Annotated in this window: 21 protein-coding genes; 7 read left to right on the plus strand and 14 right to left on the minus strand. The window is 33.7% G+C overall.

What is annotated here, in order from left to right:
* Window positions 1-29: 29 nt before the first annotated feature.
* Window positions 30-1,349: a hydroxymethylglutaryl-CoA reductase, degradative gene (locus CJ739_RS11280; protein ID WP_117175341.1), complete on the minus strand. Its 1,320-nt coding sequence runs from the start codon at window positions 1,347-1,349 to the stop codon at window positions 30-32.
* Window positions 1,350-1,563: 214 nt separating this feature from the next.
* Here CJ739_RS11280 and CJ739_RS11285 point away from each other — a divergent pair, with 214 nt between their 5' ends.
* From CJ739_RS11285 to CJ739_RS11295, 3 genes are all read left to right on the plus strand, one after another.
* On the plus strand, window positions 1,564-3,105 hold the full coding sequence (locus CJ739_RS11285) for a peptide MFS transporter (RefSeq protein WP_117175343.1): 1,542 nt from the start codon (window positions 1,564-1,566) through the stop codon (window positions 3,103-3,105).
* Between the two features lie 5 nt (window positions 3,106-3,110).
* Complete coding sequence (locus tag CJ739_RS11290; protein WP_117175345.1) at window positions 3,111-4,922, plus strand: peptide MFS transporter; 1,812 nt, start codon at window positions 3,111-3,113, stop codon at window positions 4,920-4,922.
* A gap of 88 nt (window positions 4,923-5,010) precedes the next feature.
* The gene (locus CJ739_RS11295) at window positions 5,011-5,559 is read left to right on the plus strand and encodes a thioredoxin family protein (protein WP_205419356.1); all 549 of its coding nucleotides are present in this window, start codon (window positions 5,011-5,013) and stop codon (window positions 5,557-5,559) included.
* Between the two features lie 185 nt (window positions 5,560-5,744).
* Here CJ739_RS11295 and CJ739_RS11300 read toward each other — a convergent pair whose 3' ends face one another.
* The 5 genes from CJ739_RS11300 to surE form a co-directional block, all read right to left on the minus strand.
* The gene (locus tag CJ739_RS11300) at window positions 5,745-7,784 is read right to left on the minus strand and encodes a ComEC/Rec2 family competence protein (RefSeq protein ID WP_117175349.1); all 2,040 of its coding nucleotides are present in this window, start codon (window positions 7,782-7,784) and stop codon (window positions 5,745-5,747) included.
* A 25-nt stretch (window positions 7,785-7,809) separates the two neighbouring features.
* On the minus strand, window positions 7,810-8,403 hold the full coding sequence (locus CJ739_RS11305; RefSeq protein WP_236951492.1) for a C40 family peptidase: 594 nt from the start codon (window positions 8,401-8,403) through the stop codon (window positions 7,810-7,812).
* Window positions 8,400-9,515, minus strand: a complete 1,116-nt coding sequence (lpxB, locus tag CJ739_RS11310) for a lipid-A-disaccharide synthase (protein WP_117175353.1) — start codon at window positions 9,513-9,515, stop codon at window positions 8,400-8,402. The genes CJ739_RS11305 and lpxB overlap by 4 nt, the downstream gene beginning before the upstream one ends.
* Before the next feature lie 119 nt (window positions 9,516-9,634).
* Window positions 9,635-9,919 carry a hypothetical protein gene (locus CJ739_RS11315; RefSeq protein ID WP_117175355.1) on the minus strand — a complete coding sequence of 95 codons (285 nt, stop codon included), beginning with the start codon at window positions 9,917-9,919 and terminating at the stop codon, window positions 9,635-9,637.
* Window positions 9,912-10,688: a 5'/3'-nucleotidase SurE gene (gene surE, locus CJ739_RS11320; RefSeq protein WP_117175357.1), complete on the minus strand. Its 777-nt coding sequence runs from the start codon at window positions 10,686-10,688 to the stop codon at window positions 9,912-9,914. Before surE ends, CJ739_RS11315 begins: the two co-directional genes overlap by 8 nt.
* Window positions 10,689-10,863: 175 nt before the next feature.
* Between surE and CJ739_RS11325 the strand changes: the two genes are divergently transcribed.
* A complete protein-coding gene (locus CJ739_RS11325; protein ID WP_117178920.1) occupies window positions 10,864-13,002 on the plus strand; it encodes a carboxy terminal-processing peptidase in 2,139 nt (712 codons plus the stop codon).
* A gap of 7 nt (window positions 13,003-13,009) precedes the next feature.
* Window positions 13,010-14,104, plus strand: coding sequence for an ABC transporter permease (locus tag CJ739_RS11330; protein WP_117175359.1), 1,095 nt, complete (start codon window positions 13,010-13,012; stop codon window positions 14,102-14,104).
* Between the two features lie 75 nt (window positions 14,105-14,179).
* On the opposite strand, the gene CJ739_RS11335 is transcribed toward CJ739_RS11330, so the two are convergent.
* The 3 genes from CJ739_RS11335 to CJ739_RS11345 all read right to left on the minus strand — a co-directional run bounded on the left by CJ739_RS11335 (window position 14,180) and on the right by CJ739_RS11345 (window position 15,493).
* A complete protein-coding gene (locus CJ739_RS11335) occupies window positions 14,180-14,653 on the minus strand; it encodes a GNAT family N-acetyltransferase (RefSeq protein ID WP_117175361.1) in 474 nt (157 codons plus the stop codon).
* Between the two features lie 163 nt (window positions 14,654-14,816).
* Window positions 14,817-15,185 carry a helix-turn-helix domain-containing protein gene (locus tag CJ739_RS11340; RefSeq protein WP_117175363.1) on the minus strand — a complete coding sequence of 123 codons (369 nt, stop codon included), beginning with the start codon at window positions 15,183-15,185 and terminating at the stop codon, window positions 14,817-14,819.
* 11 nt (window positions 15,186-15,196) lie between these two features.
* Window positions 15,197-15,493 (minus strand): type II toxin-antitoxin system HigB family toxin, encoded by a 297-nt coding sequence (locus CJ739_RS11345; RefSeq protein ID WP_117175365.1) that lies wholly within the window; start codon window positions 15,491-15,493, stop codon window positions 15,197-15,199.
* Between the two features lie 353 nt (window positions 15,494-15,846).
* On the opposite strand from CJ739_RS11345, the gene CJ739_RS11350 reads away from it, so the two are divergent.
* Both CJ739_RS11350 and CJ739_RS11355 read left to right on the plus strand, forming a co-directional pair.
* Entirely contained in the window at window positions 15,847-16,302 is a 456-nt protein-coding gene (locus CJ739_RS11350; RefSeq protein WP_117175367.1) for a helix-turn-helix domain-containing protein, read from the plus strand.
* Entirely contained in the window at window positions 16,292-16,855 is a 564-nt protein-coding gene (locus tag CJ739_RS11355; RefSeq protein ID WP_117175369.1) for a PIN domain-containing protein, read from the plus strand. Before CJ739_RS11350 ends, CJ739_RS11355 begins: the two co-directional genes overlap by 11 nt.
* A gap of 155 nt (window positions 16,856-17,010) precedes the next feature.
* On the opposite strand, the gene CJ739_RS11360 is transcribed toward CJ739_RS11355, so the two are convergent.
* The 5 genes from CJ739_RS11360 to CJ739_RS11385 all read right to left on the minus strand — a co-directional run bounded on the left by CJ739_RS11360 (window position 17,011) and on the right by CJ739_RS11385 (window position 19,387).
* Complete coding sequence (locus CJ739_RS11360; protein WP_117175371.1) at window positions 17,011-17,589, minus strand: YdeI/OmpD-associated family protein; 579 nt, start codon at window positions 17,587-17,589, stop codon at window positions 17,011-17,013.
* A gap of 8 nt (window positions 17,590-17,597) precedes the next feature.
* Window positions 17,598-17,984, minus strand: a complete 387-nt coding sequence (locus CJ739_RS11365; RefSeq protein ID WP_117175373.1) for a DoxX family protein — start codon at window positions 17,982-17,984, stop codon at window positions 17,598-17,600.
* A gap of 6 nt (window positions 17,985-17,990) precedes the next feature.
* Complete coding sequence (locus CJ739_RS11370; RefSeq protein ID WP_117175375.1) at window positions 17,991-18,455, minus strand: SRPBCC domain-containing protein; 465 nt, start codon at window positions 18,453-18,455, stop codon at window positions 17,991-17,993.
* A 42-nt stretch (window positions 18,456-18,497) separates the two neighbouring features.
* Window positions 18,498-18,830: an ArsR/SmtB family transcription factor gene (locus CJ739_RS11375; RefSeq protein ID WP_117175377.1), complete on the minus strand. Its 333-nt coding sequence runs from the start codon at window positions 18,828-18,830 to the stop codon at window positions 18,498-18,500.
* Between the two features lie 272 nt (window positions 18,831-19,102).
* Window positions 19,103-19,387 (minus strand): hypothetical protein, encoded by a 285-nt coding sequence (locus CJ739_RS11385; protein WP_117175381.1) that lies wholly within the window; start codon window positions 19,385-19,387, stop codon window positions 19,103-19,105.
* Window positions 19,388-19,485 lie beyond the last annotated feature (98 nt).

Consider the following 19,485-nt stretch of genomic DNA (forward strand, 5'->3'; position numbering starts at 1 on the left):
TTTAATCGTTAACTATCAACCATTAACCATCACTTTATTCGTAAATTTTCAATAGCTTCAACCACTGCACTATGTGTTACGGTATTCACTTTGAAATATTCGGTTAAGATTTCTTTTTCAATGTCTGTGGCATCAAACAGGTTTAATATGTTCATTAAGTGCATTTTCATGTGCCCTTGCTGAATACCTGTAGTGGTTAATGAGCGTAAAGCTGCAAAATTCTGCGCTAAACCAGCCACCGCAACAATTTGCATCAATTCTTTGGCTGTTGGATGGTGTAGCAACTCTAACGATAATTTCACCAAAGGGTGTAAGCCTGTAAGTCCTCCAACAGTACCTAATGCCAATGGAATTTCCATCCAAAAGGTAAATATGCCATCTTCAATTTTTGCATGCGATAAGCTACTATAGGTTCCTTTTCTGGAAGCATAGGCATGCACGCAAGCTTCAACAGCTCTAAAATCGTTGCCGGTAGCCAATACCACGGCATCAATACCATTCATAATACCTTTATTATGGGTAACGGCTCTATAGGGTTCCACTTCGGCAATCTTAACAGCTTGTACAAATTTAGTGGCGAATTCTTCGGCCGAAATATTTTTATCCTCACTTAAATCTTCAATTTTACAGCTTACTTCGGCACGTACCAAACATTCAGGGACGTAGTTGGAAAGGATGCTCATGACTATCTGGATGATTTTTTCTTCAGCAGAAAAGGCATTAAAATTTAAAGCTTCAGTTTTAAAAGTTTTTGCAAACTGTTCTAAACAGGAATTTATAAAATTAGCACCCATAGCATCCAATGTTTCAAACGATGCATGTAATTGGTAATACCCTTTAATATCTTTGGTTTTATCACGTAGTTCAATATCTAAAATACCGCCACCACGTTTTTCCATATTTTTGGTGATGGGTTTTGCATCTTCAATAAGTTGGGACTTGATGTGATTGAAATAATTTTTGAGGGTTTCAGGATTTCCGTAATACATAAAATGTACCTGTCCAATTTTAGTGGTTGAAATGACCTCTGCTTTAAAACCGCCTCTGTCCATCCAGAATTTGGCTGCTTTACTTGCTGCAGCTACTACCGAACTTTCTTCAATGGCCATGGGAATAGTATATAACTTTCCGTTTATTAGAAAATTAGGAGCAACGCCAAGTGGCAAATAATAATTGGTAATCGTGTTTTCGGTAAACTCGTCGTGAAGTTGTTGGATTTTTTCGTTAGTATTCCAATATTGTTTTAAAATACGTTTAGCATCTTCAGCATTAGAAAAGTAGGTTTCAACTATCCAATCAATTTTTTTGGATTTTGATAATTTGGAAAAACCGGAAATAGAAGCACACATTAATTTGAGTTTAAATGAAGGGCAAAGATACTACATCCTTTTTTTATTTGAACCTAGCCGTATTTAATTGTTAATATTTAGGGGTTTTTAAAGAATTTTTAGTAAACTTGAAAACTTTTAGTAAAATCGCAACGATTGATTGAAATTAGCAAGATTATTTTAATGTAATAATATTTTGTCATTCAGATAATAAGATTCAAATAATAAAGATTATATGTCAGATACTACGATAAGGAAAACGGAAGGTCAACAAATATTTGGGCATCCCAAAGGATTATTTATTTTGTTTTTTACTGAAATGTGGGAACGATTTTCGTTTTACGGAATGAAAGCACTTTTGATCTTTTATTTGACGAAATATCACTTATTTACCGATATTGATGGTAACTTATTAATAGGAAGTTATGCTGCTTTAGTGTATGCAATTCCTGTGGTTGGTGGCTTTTTAGCCGATAGATATTTAGGTTTTAGAAAAGCCATTGTTTTTGGTGGTATCATGTTGGTTTTAGGTCATGCTGGTATGGCTTATGAAGGGAATGCCGCTACTCAATCGGTAACTGGCGAGATTGTAAGGGATAATTTTGCGCTTCAAGTGTTTTATCTATCCTTAGCTTTTATCATTTTAGGTGTAGGCTTTTTGAAAGCCAATATCTCGTCTTTGGTGGGTGAATTATATCATGAAGGTGACAAACGCAGAGATTCAGGTTTTACTATATTTTATATGGGAATAAATCTTGGTTCATTTTTAGCTACTATTATTTGTGTTTGGTTAGGTGAAACCTATGGTTGGAGCTATGGATTTGGAGCAGCTGGTGTAGGTATGTTTTTTGGGTTGTTAACGTTTATATTAGGTAAGAAACATTTGTTAGGTAAAGGAGAGTCTAATGTGCCAGAATTATTAAACAAAAAGACATTGGGCATTAAGAATGAATGGCTAATTTATGGTTTAAGTGTATTGGCAACATTAGTTGTTTGGCAAATGGTTCAAAGCCACAGTGTTGTTCAAAGTTTATTAATTATTGCTGGTGCTGCATCTTTTATTTATATAGTTTATTATGCAATTACACAATTAGATAAAGTTGCAAGAGAACGCTTAATAGCTTTGACCATATTGATAGTTTTCACTGTTATTTTTTGGGCATTGTTCGAACAGGCCTATACCTCATTAAATTTATTTGCAGATAGAATTTTAGATAGGGGCGAAATTGCCGCAGGAACATTTTTAAGTCTAAATGCACTATTCATCATTATTCTTGCGCCAGTTTTTGCTTGGTTGTGGGTGAAACTTGGTAAGTATAATCCAAATACAGCAGTAAAGTTTTCTTTGGCACTCATGTTGGTAGGTTTAGGTTTTGGCTCTTTGGTCATGGGAATTAATGCTTCTGAAATGGGTAAAGTTGCTATTTTTTGGTTGGTGATAACGTATTTTTTACATACTTGTGGAGAGTTGTGTTTATCCCCTGTTGGTTTATCGGCAGTAACAAAACTTTCGCCAGTAAAAATTGTTGGGTTTATGATGGGGGTTTGGTTTTTAGCCACAGCAAGCTCAGAATTTATAGCATCTATTTTAGCTAATATAGCCTCTGTGGATACCACTAACGGAGTTGCACCAGATTTAAATTTAGCAAAACAGAGTTATCTAAAACTTTTTGAATATTTATTCTATACAGGATTAGGTTTTGGAGCATTGCTTTTAATGCTGTCTCCAATAATTAAAAAGTTAATGCATGGCGTAGATAAAGAATTAAATAACTGAATATTATGAGTGAGAATTCAACCGACCAATTTTTTAAAAGTACCGTTTTAGGTCATCCGTCAGGATTATTTATATTGTTTTTTACCGAAATGTGGGAACGTTTCTCGTTCTATGGAATGAGGGCCCTTTTGGTGTTATTTTTTACCACTTCCATAATGGGTGGGGGTTGGGAATGGCCACGAGAACATGCCATGGCTTTATTTGGTTCTTATGTTGGTCTGGTATACCTTTCTACGATGCTAGGAGGCTACTTTGCTGATAAAATTATTGGCTACAGATGGGCCGTTGTAGTTGGTGCGTTATTAATGACATTAGGTCATTTCTCTATGGCATTAGAAACCCCATTCTTTATTTATTTAGGTCTTGGACTTATGGTTTTTGGAAATGGATTTTTTAAACCTAATATGACTTCTATTATTTCTGAAATGTACAAAGATCGACCAGAGAAAAAAGATGGAGCTTATACTATTTTTTATATGGGAGTTAATGCAGGTGCCTTTTTTGGTATTTTGTTGTGTGGCTATTTAGGGGAAAAAGTGGGCTGGAGTATTGGTTTTGGATTAGCGGGAATTTTTATGTTTTTTGGATTGGTTCAATTTTGGTTGGCTCAAAATATTTTTGGTGATATTGGGTTGAAGCCCAAAAAAGACGACATCAATTCTGTTGAAACTTTAGATAAAGACAAGCGTGTTCCTTTTACAACGGTTCAATTAGTCCTTATCGCTATTATGGTTTTATTGGGGATTGTTTGGTTAATTTTTGAACCAGTTGCATTGATATCTGGAGGAGAAATAAATATATTTGATTTTAGCATTTTTGGATTGTCAGGCTATAATTTCACAATAATATGTGCGCTTTTGCTTTTTATTGGTCTTACAATATATAGACTATCAAAGTATTCGTTAATTACTAGGCAGAAATTAATAGCAGTTACTTTTTTTGCTTTTGTATGCGCTTTTTTCTGGGCTATTTTTGAACAGTCTCCTGGTACACTAACTATTTTTGCAAGAGATTATACAGATAGGGTTTTAGAAGGTAATGCTAGCTTAATATTTCTTATAGTTGATGCCTTAATGACATTTATCCCCTTAATTATAATTTCTTGGGTTTTATATCTTCTTTCTAAACAAACATTTAGTAAATATGGAAAAGCCAATATTGTTTTAAGCTTTAGTTTTATAATTCTATGGTTAATAGCAATTTGGAAATTGATTAAGGATTTTTATTCTGCTGGCTATTTGTCGTTATCAGATAGTACTCTAGAACTATTAAAAATTGAAAAAGTAACCGAAAACCTGACTGAAATACAGGCATCTTGGTTTAGTGTGTTGAATTCTTTATTTATAATTACACTAGCACCATTATTTTCAAAATGGTGGGAAAGTAAATATAATCCATCGGCAAACATGAAATACGGAATAGGCATGTTTTTGTTGGCTATCGGTATGGCATGTGTTGCATTTGGAGCAGGTGGTATTGAACCAGGAGCACAAACGGCCTCAGTTAGTATTATTTGGTTAATATTGGTTTATTTATTTCATACCATGGCAGAGTTGTGTATTTCTCCTGTAGGATTATCGTATGTGAGTAAATTGGTGCCTGCAAGAATGATAGCTTTTATGTTTGGAGTTTGGTATTTGGCCGTAGCAATAGGTATGAAAGGTGCCGGAAAATTTGGTGAAAATATTGATAAGATAGCCGATGAAAACGGAATAAGTTATTTCTTTTGGATGTTAACAATAGTATCGGCTATTGTTGCTATTGTTTCAATTGCTATGACTCCTATAATTAAAAAACTCATGCACGGTGTTCGTTAATCGAAAATAAAGTTAAAAAATAATCAAAGTGCGTCATTTTTGGCGCATTTTTTGTAAGTTCGATATTCGTTTTACAACAAAATGAATTATGAAGAGAATAGTATATATAGTAGTTTTTGCTGTTTTGACCTCGGTTAGCAGCATGGCACAAGAAATTAATTGGGTAACGCTTGAAAAAGCCATAGAGCTCCAAAAGAAAAATCCTAAAAAGATAATGATGGATGTTTACACTAGTTGGTGTGGACCTTGTAAGATGTTAGATAAAAACACCTTTCAAAACCCCGATGTAGTTAAATATGTAAATGCAAATTATTATGCGGTTAAGTTTAATGCCGAAGGAAACGATAAGATTACATACAAAAATAAAACATTTTCTAACCCAGGGTATAAACCAGAATTAGCCAGCAGACGTAATTCTTCGCACGAATTGACTCATTATTTACAGATCCAAGCATTCCCAACCATAGTTTTTATGGATGAAAAAGCGGAGGTTATTGCGCCTATTAGAGGGTATCAGTCACCGACGCAATTAGAATTGTACCTAAAAATGTTTAAGGCAGATGAGCATAAAAATTTAGATACCCAAGAAAAATTCAATACCTATTACACCGCTTTTAAACCTGAATTTAAAGGATAGTGTTTGCCAGGTTGAGGTATCTTCATGTTCTAAAAAAAGCAATATAAAATGACGTTTAGTTTGTCGGACTGAGCTTGTTGAATTATCAGACTGAGCACTTCGACAAGCTCAGCACAGGCTTTGTTGAAGTCCCAATTTTAAAAAACGGCATTGGTAGCGCAGTCGAAACCTAAAATATTTTAAAATCAATATTCAATAATAAAAGCGCCCTTTTTACTCGTTTGGTGAAAAGGGATTTTTCGTTTTTTACATACGGTTTCCCAATAAGTTACATACGATTTGTAATTGCTTCCATCGGCAATAATGTGCTTCGGTTTTATGGAATCTATGAGCCGATTCAAATTTATTTGGGGAGATTGCCTTAGTAAAACATAGTCGGGTTGAAACGATTTTATATTGTAAACGCCTAAATTATCAATGACTAAAACCTTTTTGTTGTTAAGTAAGTAAACCAATTGAAGTGAGTCTTTCTCAATGGTTTTAATGTGATTTCCAACCGTATAATCTTTAATTATTTTGTTTTTAATTTCAGTAATGCTATCAAGATCTGATGCCATATGCATCTTATTGTTGAACGTGTTTCCTAAGAGAGAATGCCTGTTTTTATGAAATATAATGAATTTGTTTTTTGGTCTTTCATAAGTGGTATAAATAATAGCACATTGTCCAATTAAAATAGCGATTAAAAATAATCTTAACGAAGCATAATGTCGTTTTATATAAAATCGAATTAGCGCAATGATACCTATATAAGAAACAAAAACATATGAAATACTAAATGGAATATCTTTAAATAGAAACGATTCTTGTGCTGAAATCCATTCGACAAAATGGTTCATTAAACTAATAATATACCCATAAATTGTTGCTGCAAACTGAGGTAATATGTTTAAAACCGCTAATAGGATTAGGAAAATCCCATAACCCAGAATAATTCCCAAAAGAGGTATGATAACTAGGTTGGATAGAAAAAACAAACTTGGAAATTGGTGAAAATAATACAGACTAAGCGGAATAATACCCAATTGTGCCGAAACCGTAACGGTTAATGTATGCCAAAGTTTATCAGGAAGCCAATATTTGGTTTTCCACAATTTATACAATAATGGGTCGATGGAAACGATAGAAAAAACAGCCAGATAACTTAACTGAAACCCCACATCAAACAAGAATAGCGGTTTAAAAAGCAGTATCGTAAACATGGAAATTGCCAGCGTATTATAAATGTTAGTAGGGCGTTTTAAATTTATGGCAATGGCAACCACACTAAACATGGTTACCGCTCTGGTTACTGAAGCCGATAACCCAGCGATTATGGCAAAGCTCCACAGGATGCTTACTATTAAAACAGTGCTTAGTAATTTGCCATATTTAATACGTTCAATAGGTTTGAAAACGTATTGTAATATCAATAAAATAATCCCAATGTGTAAACCCGAAATGGCTAAAATATGTATGGCACCAGCATTGGTGTAACTGGTATACACTTCTTCACTAATATCCTGCCGTTGCCCTAATAAAAGGGCGTTTATAATTGCCAATTCATCTGGGTTGAAATTGTAACATTTAAGCCTTTCATTGATATGGTTTCGTATGTTATTGGCAGTTCCGAAAAGGGTTGTTTTGTTGGGTTTTATTTTGAAAAGGGAGGCTTCCGAAATGAATAATTGATGGTAAATATAGGTCTTCTCTAAATATATTTTATAGTTGAATTGATTTGGATTTATCGGACTTATTAAATCTTTAAATGGGGTTTCTGCAATGTAAATAGCATCAACTTTTAGGGATGTGGTTAAAGAATCTTTTTGAATGTTCAATAACGATTTGCCTGAAACTTTTGTATTGTCAACTTCCAATAAATCAACAATATATTTATCATAATAAGAACTTGGTTTTAAAACCTCCCGAATTCTAAAAGTAATGGTTTTTAAGGAATCTTTTTCTTTTGAAAGTAGTTGGGTATAGTGCTTGGAATGATTTTTTTCGTTGTGAAAATTGGTTACGAGGATTCCAACCAAAATCATCGTAATAAAACTGAAAACACCAAACCAAACCGTTTTAATGAATTGTTTTTTGGCAATTAAGTAAAGTACGAGTAAGAAAACGAGGCTTATGCTTGTTAAAACCAAACTTAAATGTAAAGGCATGTTAAAAAAATAGCCAATTACAATGCCTATGACAAGGCAAGCCGTTAGTTTTACTATAGTAAAATTGAGTAGTCTCATAGCTACTCAAATATAATAAAATATCTTACAATATTCTACGTGCTTCAACAAAAGCTTTGTCCCAGTAACTTTCTGAAAGTTTAGAAACAATAACGCCAGCACTTGTAGTTGAATGAATAAATTCAATATCGCCATTTTCGGTAGTGACAACAAGACCTACGTGACTAATATCATTTCTTCTGTTCATGGTTCTAAAAAAAAGCAAATCACCTTCTTGAGTATTTTTTAAGGAGATTTTTTCACCTTGTTTTGCCATGTCTCTAGAAATTCTTGGTAAAATAATATCGAAGGCCCTAAACGATTCAAACACCAAACCAGAGCAATCCATACCGTCTCTTGTCGCACCACCAAATTTATATTTGACACCACTGAATTGTTTTGCATAGTCTATAATATCAAATGCTTTTGAATTGGTAGAATGGTTTTCGTTAGCTTCGGTATTTGTGCTTAAATCTTTGGGTTCAATATAAGTAACATCACTTATATCTGTTGTTCGTTTTGGTATAATGGTTTTAGAAGATGTCCCTTTTTTAACTACAATACCTTTAGAAGATTTGCAACTGGTAAAACAGAAGCTAATTATAAGTAGAATGGTCGTCATGTTTTTTAAGAACATCATGAGGCTTTAATAGATTTGTAAATTAATTTGGCTGTTTTTTCGCTGGCGCCTTTGCCGCCAAGGGCTTTTTCTAATTCGTAATAATGAATAAAGATTTTAGAACGCTCTTTTTCATTTAAAATTATTTCGAGTTCTTTTTTTAATCGCTTTTTATTGAAATCATTTTGAATAAGCTCTGTAACAACTTCTTTATCCATAATCAAATTAACCAATGAAATATATTTTAAGGTTATAATTCTTTTAGCAATTTGATATGAAATGGTACTTCCTTTATAACAGACCACTTGTGGTATTTTAAATAGGGCCGTTTCTAAAGTAGCAGTTCCAGAAGTTACTAAGGCAGCATAGGATAAACTCAATAAATCGTAAGTTTTGTTTGAAACAAATTTTACGTTAGGTGATTTTATAAAGGGCTCGTAAAAACTGTACTCCTGACTGGGTGCTCCTGCAATAACAAACTGATAATTGGGAAAATCATCAACCAGACTAAGCATAACCGAAAGCATGCTTTTTATTTCTTGTTTTCGACTTCCGGGTAATAAGGCGATAATGGGTTTGTCGCTTAGCTCGTTTTCGGCTCTAAATTCATACTCACCAACTTGCGTTCTATTGGCAATAGCATCAATTAATGGGTGTCCTACAAATGTTACTTTGTAATCGTATTTTTTGTAAAAGGCTTCAACAAAAGGCAATATTACATACATGGCATCGATATCGCGTTTTATAGCTTTTACTCTGCCCGCTCTAGAGGCCCAAACTTGAGGTGAAATATAATAGTTGGTTTTAAATCCGGCTTGTTTTGCCCATTTCGCTATGCGTAAATTAAATCCTGAATTATCTATGAAAATAATGACATCGGGCTCGAATGTTTGGATGTCGTCTTTACAAAATGAAATATCTTTAAAAATGGCAGATAGGTTCATAATTACTTCAGCAAAACCCATAAAGGCACGTTCTTTATAGTGTTTTACTAAGGTGCCTCCAACGGCCTGCATGAGGTCACCACCCCAAAACCTGAAATCGGCAAGTACATCTTCTTTTTGTAATGCTTTCATTAGGTTCGAACCATGTAAATCACCCGATGCTTCTCCTGCTATAATGTAGTATTTCATTTTTTATTGTCAGGTCGAGCGCAGTCGAAACCTATTTTTAAAACCTCTTGCGAACTGCGCTTTTATCTTCAAATAAAAATATATTTTTTTAAAGATAATGCTCGAGGAGACAAGAATAATTAAAACAGTTTAAATACAAAGGTAAAAATAGCTATAAAAATGGTTATTAATAACACACCTCGGGCACGATAGTCTTGTCGCTTTTTTATAAAAATAAAAAAGGCAATTAAATTTAAAATCGCACCTAAACTAATAAGTTTACCTAAAAACCCTTCGTTAGCGGCTGCTTTTATAACAGTTATAAAGTCATCACCTTGTCCTAAAAGTGTGGCTATTACAAACAAGCCAATGCCATTTGCAATTAAACCAACAAGGATGCCTACAAAAATATCTTTTTTAATCATTTAAATTCCAAGTGTTTAAAGTTTGAATATAATGATGTGCCGTTAAATCAAATTGTATAGGCACAACCGAAACATAACCATTTTCCAAAGCCCATTCATCGGTATCTTCACCGCCATCTAAATTAACAAATTTTCCTGTAAGCCAATAATAATCCCGTCCTTGAGGTGTTTTTCGTTTGTCAAATTCTTCTACCCAATTTGCTTTGGCTTGACGGCAAACTTTAATGCCTTTTATCTGTTTTTTTGAAAGGTTCGGGATATTAACATTTAGCACAACTCCATTAGGTAACCCTTCTTTCAAAGCATTTTCGGTAATTGTTTTTACAAAGTCTTTGGAGGCTTCAAAATTGGCACTCCAAGCGTAATCCAATAACGAAAAGCCAATAGCAGGAATGCCTTCAATACCTGCTTCAATAGCGGCGCTCATGGTGCCCGAATATATCACGTTTATTGAAGAGTTGGAACCGTGGTTAATACCCGACACGCAAATGTCTGGTTTTCTGGTAAGTTTCTCTCTAATGGCCAATTTTACGCAATCGGCAGGGGTGCCCGAGCAACTGTATTCTGTTTGTGGGCCATCGTCAATAAAAACCTGTTCAACATACAAGGTGGAATCCAAAGTAACGGCATGTCCCATACCACTTTGTGGACTATCGGGTGCCACCACCACCACGTCGCCAATGGTATTCATTATAGAAATTAAAGTTCTAACACCTGGTGCGTTGATGCCATCGTCGTTAGTAACTAATATAAGCGGTTTTTTTGTCATTTTATACTAAAAAAAGTATCGCTAAAATACATAAATTCCTTAGGAAATGGCGTATTTCTTCAGTTTAACAAAAAATTATTAACGATTGCCTGTATTGGCATGGTTTTTTCTTTATTTTAGTAAAAAAATGGTGGGCTTTAAGAGTCATAGAATATTAACCGATATGAAAAATATTATGAGAAGGAATTATAAAGTGTTGTTATTATCGTTACTGCTGGCTTTCGCATCGTGCAGTTTTACAACTAAAAAGTTTAGTAATCCAGATAAAGATAAATTGTTAATTCAGGTCATTACTTTTGTGCTGGAACAAGGTCATTTTGACCCCATTGTTTTAGACGATACGTTTTCGGCTGAATTGTTTAAAGATTATTTAGAAATCATTGATCCTGTAAAACGTTATTTTTATGAATCTGATTATAAGGAATTTGAAAAGTATAAATTAACAATTGACGATCAACTGAAAGCAACTGATATCACTTTTTTTAATGTGGTACACGAGCGTATGTTAAAACGTATTGAAGAAGCCAAGGAGATTTATAAAGAAGTGCTGTCTGAGCCTTTTGATTATTCAATTGATGAATCATTTAATACTGATTATGAAAGCAGTGTCTTTGTAAAAAATAGAAAAGAACTCAAAGAACGTTGGAGACAACAACTTAAGTTTTCTACACTTTCTAATTATGACGATTTAATAGCACAAGAAGAGTTGGCTAAAAAGAACGACCCGTCTTATGTGATGAAAACCGATAAAGAGATTGAAAAAGAAGCGCGTGAATCCACTTTAAAATCAATCAACGTGTATTTTAATGATAATATTGACGACTTAGAGCGCGAAGATTGGTTTGGTGTTTATGTAAACACCATTGTTGAAGAATTCGATCCACATACTTATTATTTAGCACCAAGAAGTAAAGAAGATTTCGACCAACGTATGTCTGGCAAGTTAGAAGGTATTGGCGCCAGATTGCAAAAGAGAATGGACTACATAAAAATTGTAGAACTTATTTCAGGAGGTCCTGCTTGGAGAAGTAAGGAATTGGAAGTAGAAGATATTATTTTAAAAGTAAAACAAGAAGATGAAGCATTTCCTGTGAATATTGTAGGCATGCGTATTAACGATGCTATTAAATATATAAAAGGGCCAAAAGGTACTAAGGTTACCTTGACCATTAAAAAAGTTGACGGAACTATTAGAGATGTTGTTATTACCAGAGATGTGGTTGAGTTGGAAGAAACCTATGCCAAATCATCGGTGGTTAAGAAAGGTAATATGACTTTTGGGATTATTGATTTGCCTTCATTTTATGTTGATTTTCAAGACTATAAAAATATAAATGCTGCCAAAGATGTAAAAGAAGAAATTGAACGTTTAAAAGCTGAAGGCATTCAAGGTTTGGTTTTAGATTTGCGAAACAATGGAGGCGGTTCTTTGCCAACCGTAGTAGATATGGCAGGTTTATTTATTAAAGAAGGTCCTATTGTGCAAGTACGTTCTACAGGCGAAGCTAAAGAAGTGTTACGAGATAAGGATAAATCCATTTCTTGGGATGGACCATTGGTTATTTTGGTAAACGAAATATCAGCATCGGCTTCCGAAATTATGGCTGCAGCAATGCAAGACTATAAACGTGCTATTATTATTGGCGGCAAGCAAACCTACGGAAAAGGTACCGTTCAAAATGTCATCAACCTTAACAACATGCTTAGGAACAATACCAGTGGTGATTTAGGAGCTTTGGCTTTAACCACCCAAAAGTATTATAGAATTAATGGTGGATCGGTACAACTAGAAGGCGTTAAAAGCGATGTGAATGTACCTGGACGTTTTAGTTTTATAGAAGTTGGTGAAAAAGATAAAGAAAACCCATTGCCTTGGGATGAAATTGATGCAGCCGACTATACACCATGGGAAAACTATTTTGACTATGATACAACCATTAAGAAAAGTAAAGAACGCATGAGCCATAACCAACAGTTAAAGCTTATTGAAGACAATGCGAAATGGGTGAAAAGTAAAATTGATGAAACTGTTGTATCCCTAAACTATAAGAAATATAAAGCAGGATTGGAGTTGAATGAAGAGGAGGCAAAACGATTTGATGCTTTAACAAATTATAAAACCGATTTGACTTTCGACTCTACAAAATATGAAAAGTCGCTTTTTAATAACGATACTACCGATTTAAAAGAAAAACGTACCCGTTGGCACGAAAATTTAAGTCATGATATATATGTTGAAGAAGCTATCAATGTTTTAGAAGATTTAAAAATGTCATATCCTATTAAAAAAATAGCCTCTACAACAAAAAATTAAGTGCTGTATGAGTCATAAATCAAGCTCATTAAAACAATTGGCGCTCCAAAAGTTTAAAAAGAACTTTTGGGGCGTTTTTAGTTTTTGTTTTATAATATTTATTGGGTTGATTTCGGTATTTGCATATGTTTTTGCACCTGATAGTTCACAATATGCCAATCAAATGCATTTGGCTATTCACTCGAAAAGACCTGGTTTTAAAGTAACCATGCTTACCATACCATCACGTTTGGAAACCAATCAAAGTGGTTTTGATAAATTGTTCTTTGGAAAAGAAAATGCCGATACCGAAATCCCAATTTCGGAATATAAAATGGTAGGTAATATGCTAACCTATAAAGAATATGCATCCGATGGGTTAGAGGGTGTCGAAAAAACCATGAATATAAATGAGTTTCCAAATGGTTCATATAAAACGTATATTAAAGAAAAGACCTTCCTCTTTGGGACTGATAAATATGGGCGTGATTTACTAAGTAGAGTTTTAGTTGGTGCTAGAATCTCATTTTTTATAGGCTTTGTGGCTGTTTTTATATCCTTGGCTATAGGCATATTTATGGGTAGCATTGCAGGGTATTTTGGAGGAAAAGTAGATGCTGTAATTATGTGGATTATAAACGTAACATGGTCTATACCAACCTTATTATTGGTGATTGCCATTACCTTGGCTTTAGGAAAAGGGTTTTGGCAAGTGTTTATTGCCGTGGGGCTTACCATGTGGGTTGAGGTGGCCAGAGTGGTACGTGGACAAATAATAAGCGCCAAAGAAATGCAATATGTAACTGCGGCACGTGCTTTGGGTTACAATGATTTTAGAATCATAACCAAGCATATTTTACCTAATATTATGGCGCCCGTTATTGTCATTTCGGCAGCTAATTTCGCAGCAGCTATTTTAATAGAAAGCGGCTTGAGTTTTTTGGGTATTGGTGCACAGCCACCCATGGCAAGTTGGGGCGCTATGATAAAAGACCATTACAATTATATCATTCTTGGGAAGCCCTATTTAGCCATCATACCGGGGCTCTGTATTATGAGTTTGGTTATGGCGTTTATGCTTATAGGGAATGCGTTGCGTGACGCTTTGGATGTGAAAGGGTAGGAGTCGTTTAGTATCTGTCCTGAATAATGATAACAAAAGAGAGGATGTTTGAATCTACTGCAAAGCCGTCATTGCTCATGGCATCGTGTTGGTATTAGTATTTATTTCGCGATATACATTCGGATTGTGTTTTTCCATATAAAATTCAGGATGTGGTATTTTAGTAAATCCGAATTTTTTATAAAGCCATTCTGCTGAGTCAGTTAATAAAATCCAACGTCTTAATCCTTGTAAATTTGGATGTTCCATTACTTCGTTTATTAACCATTTACTTAATCCTTTTCCCCTATATTCTTTTAGAACAAAAACATCTCCCAAATATGCAATAGTTGAATAATCTGATATTATTCTGGCATATCCAATTTGTGTGTTTTTATAATAAAGTCCAAAATTAAGAGAATTGTTTATAGACAGTTTTAATGTCTTTATGGGAATTCCATTGCTCCAATCGGATTCGTTTGCAAGGAAGTTGTGAATCACAGAAATATCCAATTTTTCTTTATCAGTTGAAATAGTGAATTCGTTTCTATGGGTTTCAATAATTTTCAATTTATTTATTTTTTATATTAATGCCTCTGGTTGTGTATATCAAGAAGTAGCATGTTTGTGTGCGAGGATTTTCCGAAGCAAAATCATAAACTAGTAAACAGAGCAACTTGTATTGGTAAAGCTAAAAGCAGTAATTTTTATATACGCCTTACCCTATGGTTTTTTATTTCGATAACTGGTAATTATTTACCAAAACTGAAGCGGAAATATGTAAAACTCTTTCCAATTCCCTTATCATATCAACTGTTAGTCTTTTCTTTTTATTAAGTATTTCCGATACCCTGCTTTTTCCTCCGATTATACCAACTAAATCCTTTTGTTTAAGATTCATTTCCTCCATTCGGATTTTTATGGCTTCGATTGGGTCTGGAGCTTCAATCGGATAATGCTGATTTTCATAGTTATCAATTAACATTGATAATATATCGGCTTCATCGCCTTCTTTTGTGTTTTCAGCTGAATCAAAAATCACTTCTAATCTTTCTAAAGCTTTCTCGTAATCTTGCTCTGATTTTATAGGTTTTATTATCATAATCTTATTTGTTAAATGGTGTCTGCGTCTATATTATCGTATTCCGCGTGTGTTCCTACAAACCTTATAAAGGCCCATTGTCTATCAAAATTGAATTTTACAATTAATCTATAAGCGTTTCCCTTGATGTTAAAAACAACTCGACTATCTTTTAAAATACTGGCATTTATGTAAGTTTGTTTAATCTCGTTAGGCGAAGTCCAATTTGAATTTTTAGTTGTTTCATACCAAGTTTTTAAATATTGCTCTGAATCAGCGTGCTTTTCCCAAAATTCTATCAGTGTTCTCTTTGCAATGATTCTCTTCATGTTTTAAATCTCATCGCAAAGATAATAAAGTTCTCAAATAAAGAACATGTTTTTGTTTTTAAACATAACGTTTATGCATATCTCTTAAATTTAATTATTGAAAATAGCGTGTTTACGTGTGAGTATTTTGAATTCCAGCTTTGGATTTTGTTGGTCTTAAAATAGGCAAAACGGCATTTTTTTAGTAGGACTGTCAAAAAGACCACTTGTCAGATTCGCATCGTTGATTTTTTTTCAAAATTATTTATAATGTTAGCATTCGTTTTTCTCGTTTTTAAAAATTAACATTTCTATATTATTTCGTTTCGTTTATTTCGTTTATATTTGTATTGAACTAACAAGGATAATTTGATATGGAGTACTTTAATGACATAAAAAAGCCTTCAAAAAAAGAGCAAATTGCAGCGATGAAATCGTATAATGCGCTTGCGGCTACTTTGGAAGAATTGCATTCAGAGAATCCAGAAATTGAAATTGAAGAAACTGCTGAAAAAATAAGAATTCCTTTAAAAGCGCTTAAACTTTTAGCGAAAATATTAGAGGCAACAAGTCAAGGACATTCAATTTCTGTCGTTCCGATTGCTACTGAAATGACAACTCAAGCGGCCGCTGAATTATTAGGTTGTTCAAGACCTCATTTTGTTAAGTTGCTTGAGGAAGGGAAAATTCCATTTACTTTGGTTGGAAGACATCGTAGAGTGAAATTTGAAGATGTTATGGATTATAAGAAAGAAATGAAATTGAAACAAGAACGGCTTTTAATAGATATGATGAAGTCTGATGAAGAGTTAGGATTATATGATTCATAGTGTACGTTTTACATGTGTTCTTGATACCAATGTTATTTATCCAATTGAAATAAGAGATTTGCTTTTTTGGTTTGCTCATTATGAATTATTTACTCCAAAGTGGAGCAATCATATTTTTGATGAATGGGAAGATGTTATGAAACGAAAAGGTATAACCAAAGAGGAAATTAAAAAAAGGACAAATATTGCAAATTCAGTATTTCCAGATGCATTAGTCGTGAATTATAAACCTTTGATTTCGGGATTGACCTTACCTGATGAAAAAGACCGTCATGTGCTTGCAGCAGCAATAAAAACCAATGCAAATGTAATAGTGACAAATAATTTAAAAGATTTTCCGGAAGAATATTTAGCTACTTTTGGACTTGTCGCAAAATCTGCTGATGATTTTATCGCTGATATTATAGATTTAAATCATGATAAAGCATTGGAAGCCTTTAGAAAATTAGTTTTAAATAGAAGAAATCCCGATTTGGATACATATGAAGTATTAGATAATTTAAGAAAGAATGGATTGGTTAATTCAGCTAATTACCTACATTCGCTTCTTTAGGAAATGGTAATGTATTTATCAATGAAAGTTACTTCTAAAAAACACGAGCGAAGCGAACTGGCACAAGCAAAATCAGAAGCTAATAAGCGGCAGCTTATAACCAGTAATTCTTATACACCCCTTTTTGGCGGTAATATTTATTCCCAATCCGCTTTTTATAGATCATTCAGCCCTTTTCCTTCGAATATCTTGGGGATTGATTTTTCAATTCTCGATTCACGGGTTTTCGATTGTTTGGCTTGTGAAAAATACAGTAAATAACCTCTTTGCCGACCTGGTGTTAATGCTTTAAATGCGGATTTTAAATCGGGATTGTCCTCTAAGGTTTTTTTAAATTCATCAGGCATTTTAAACTCGGAAGTCTTTTTCATTTTCACTTTCAAACCTGCTTTTTCAACCTCAATCGCTTCAAAAATATAAGCTTTGATAATGGATTTTAGATCTATGATTTCTTGCACTTTGGTAAATCGGATTTGGCGGGCCGATTGCACATTCTCTGTTTGCTGAATTAGAATGTTGTTGGTGTCTTGCAATAAAGCGCCTTTATGAAAAAGAAGTGCACAATACTCTTTAAAGCCGTGAATTAAGACGATATTATTTCCTTGGAATGTATAGCAAGGGTGCATCCACTTAAAGTCTTCATCAAGCCCACAATCCAAACATATTTTTCTTAACAGCTTTGTTTCTTCTTTCCACCGTTCTATTTTCTCTATGTATTTTTCGACTTTTTCCATTTTCAAGTTTATTTTGTTAACGAGGTGATTTTTCTGCTTTCTGGTCTGAAATACCAAGACAAAATAGTTGCAAGCAATAATATTAATGATGGCATTGCTTCTGTTAATGATTGACCGACTGCGAAATGGGAAATGGATGCTCCAGACATTACAAAGAAAAATCCAGCATATGCCCATTCTTTTAATAGGGGGAATTTGGGAATAAGAATGGCAATGACACCCAATATTTTCCAAACACCGAGAATACTTAAAAGGTATTGTGGATAGCCTAATTGTTTAATGATTTCATTGTATCCACCAATTTGAAGCATTTGCTGCACACCACCTGCTAACATTCCAAATGAAAGGAAGCCAGTAACTATCCAATAAATGATTTTATTTCTCTTTGTTGTCATAATGCGTTATTTTAAATTGCTTAAAATGTCCTGTAATCTATCGTGTGCCATATTTAAACCACTAGCAAAAGGTAGTTTTAACTGTTCTGCTCGGTGTTTCTCAGACCTGTAAATTATTTGCATGGTCAATTTACTAGTTTCGTCAGTGAGTTTTTCAAATTCCAAGAATTCAAGCTGAACACCACTAGGCATATTTTCCATTTCAAAGGTGCGGATGATTTTTTTATTGGGTAAAATTTCGTGAATTGTTCCGTTTGCCTTAAATACGACATTGCCGTTGTATGAAGTTTCAAACTGATAACCACCGTGATTTCTATTTTCAAGTTTTATCACTTTTGTACCCATCCATTGTTCTACAAGTTCAGGTTCAGTATATGCTTTAAAAAGTAATTCTATGGGTAATTCAAATTCCCGTGTTATTACTAATTCTTGTTTGCCTTCTATGGCATTGATTTTTGTTTTTTTCTCCATGGTGATCTATTTTTTGACTGATGTTTTTTACTCACTTCCTGATTATTTCTTTTTGTCCTCGTGAATCTTCGATTTCATTAATGTTTCCAATTTATTAAATCGGTCATCCCACATGTTTCTAAAGGGTTCAATGAATTCAGCTATTTCTTTCATTCCTTGGGGGTTTAGCTGATAGTAAATCTCCCGGCCTCTTTGTTCCTGTTCGAGTATTTCGCATTCCGTAAGGATTTGTATATGCTTGGAAATCGTTTGTCTTGAATAGTCAAAATTTCCAGCAATTGCAGTTGGTGTCAATGCTTGAAGAGCGACTAAAGAAATGATCGTTCTACGGGTAGGGTCAGCTATGGCTTGAAATACGTCTCTTCTTAGTTTCATTACGCAGTTATTTGACTGCAAATATAAACGCAGTTATTTGATTGCGCAAATAATTTTGAATTTCTTTGTTGGGATTAGGATGTTTTTTGCTTGTGATGGTTTTGTGTGTCTTGGAAATTTACGTGTTTATGGCGAGGATTTTCTGAAGGACACGAGCGAAGCGAACTGGTGTGAGCAGAATCAGAAGTTGGCAAATGATCAACTTACATTGGTTTTAGATAAAAATAGCAATTTTTATAGGATACGGTGTTACCTGTTGGTTTAATTTTCTCTTAAAGCCTGAAGAAAAATTTAAAGTAGCTGCTTTGAGGTTTCAGAACTTTTATTTTAGTCAGATAAATATAATGTTTGTTTTCTATTTTTTCATAAACAGCTAATTCCGAATTTGTTTTTTTACTGATAGAATCACCAATTTTTAGTAATTTATCTTCCAATTGTTCCAAATAAAAGAAATCCGATTCGGCATAATAAACTTTTGTTCCGCGTGTTCTTTTTATTTTTGTAATGATTCCATCAATATTCTTATTGTAAAAATCAACTTTGTTTTTAATATCCAAGTAAATATAATCAATATTTCCTACGAAAATAAAAAATCCCGACAGCAACCTATCGGGATTTCATACATCTATTTTTCTCTGTCTCTAGTCTTTTATCT

It is taken from the genome of Mariniflexile sp. TRM1-10 (genome assembly GCF_003425985.1).
Lineage (GTDB): Bacteria > Bacteroidota > Bacteroidia > Flavobacteriales > Flavobacteriaceae > Mariniflexile.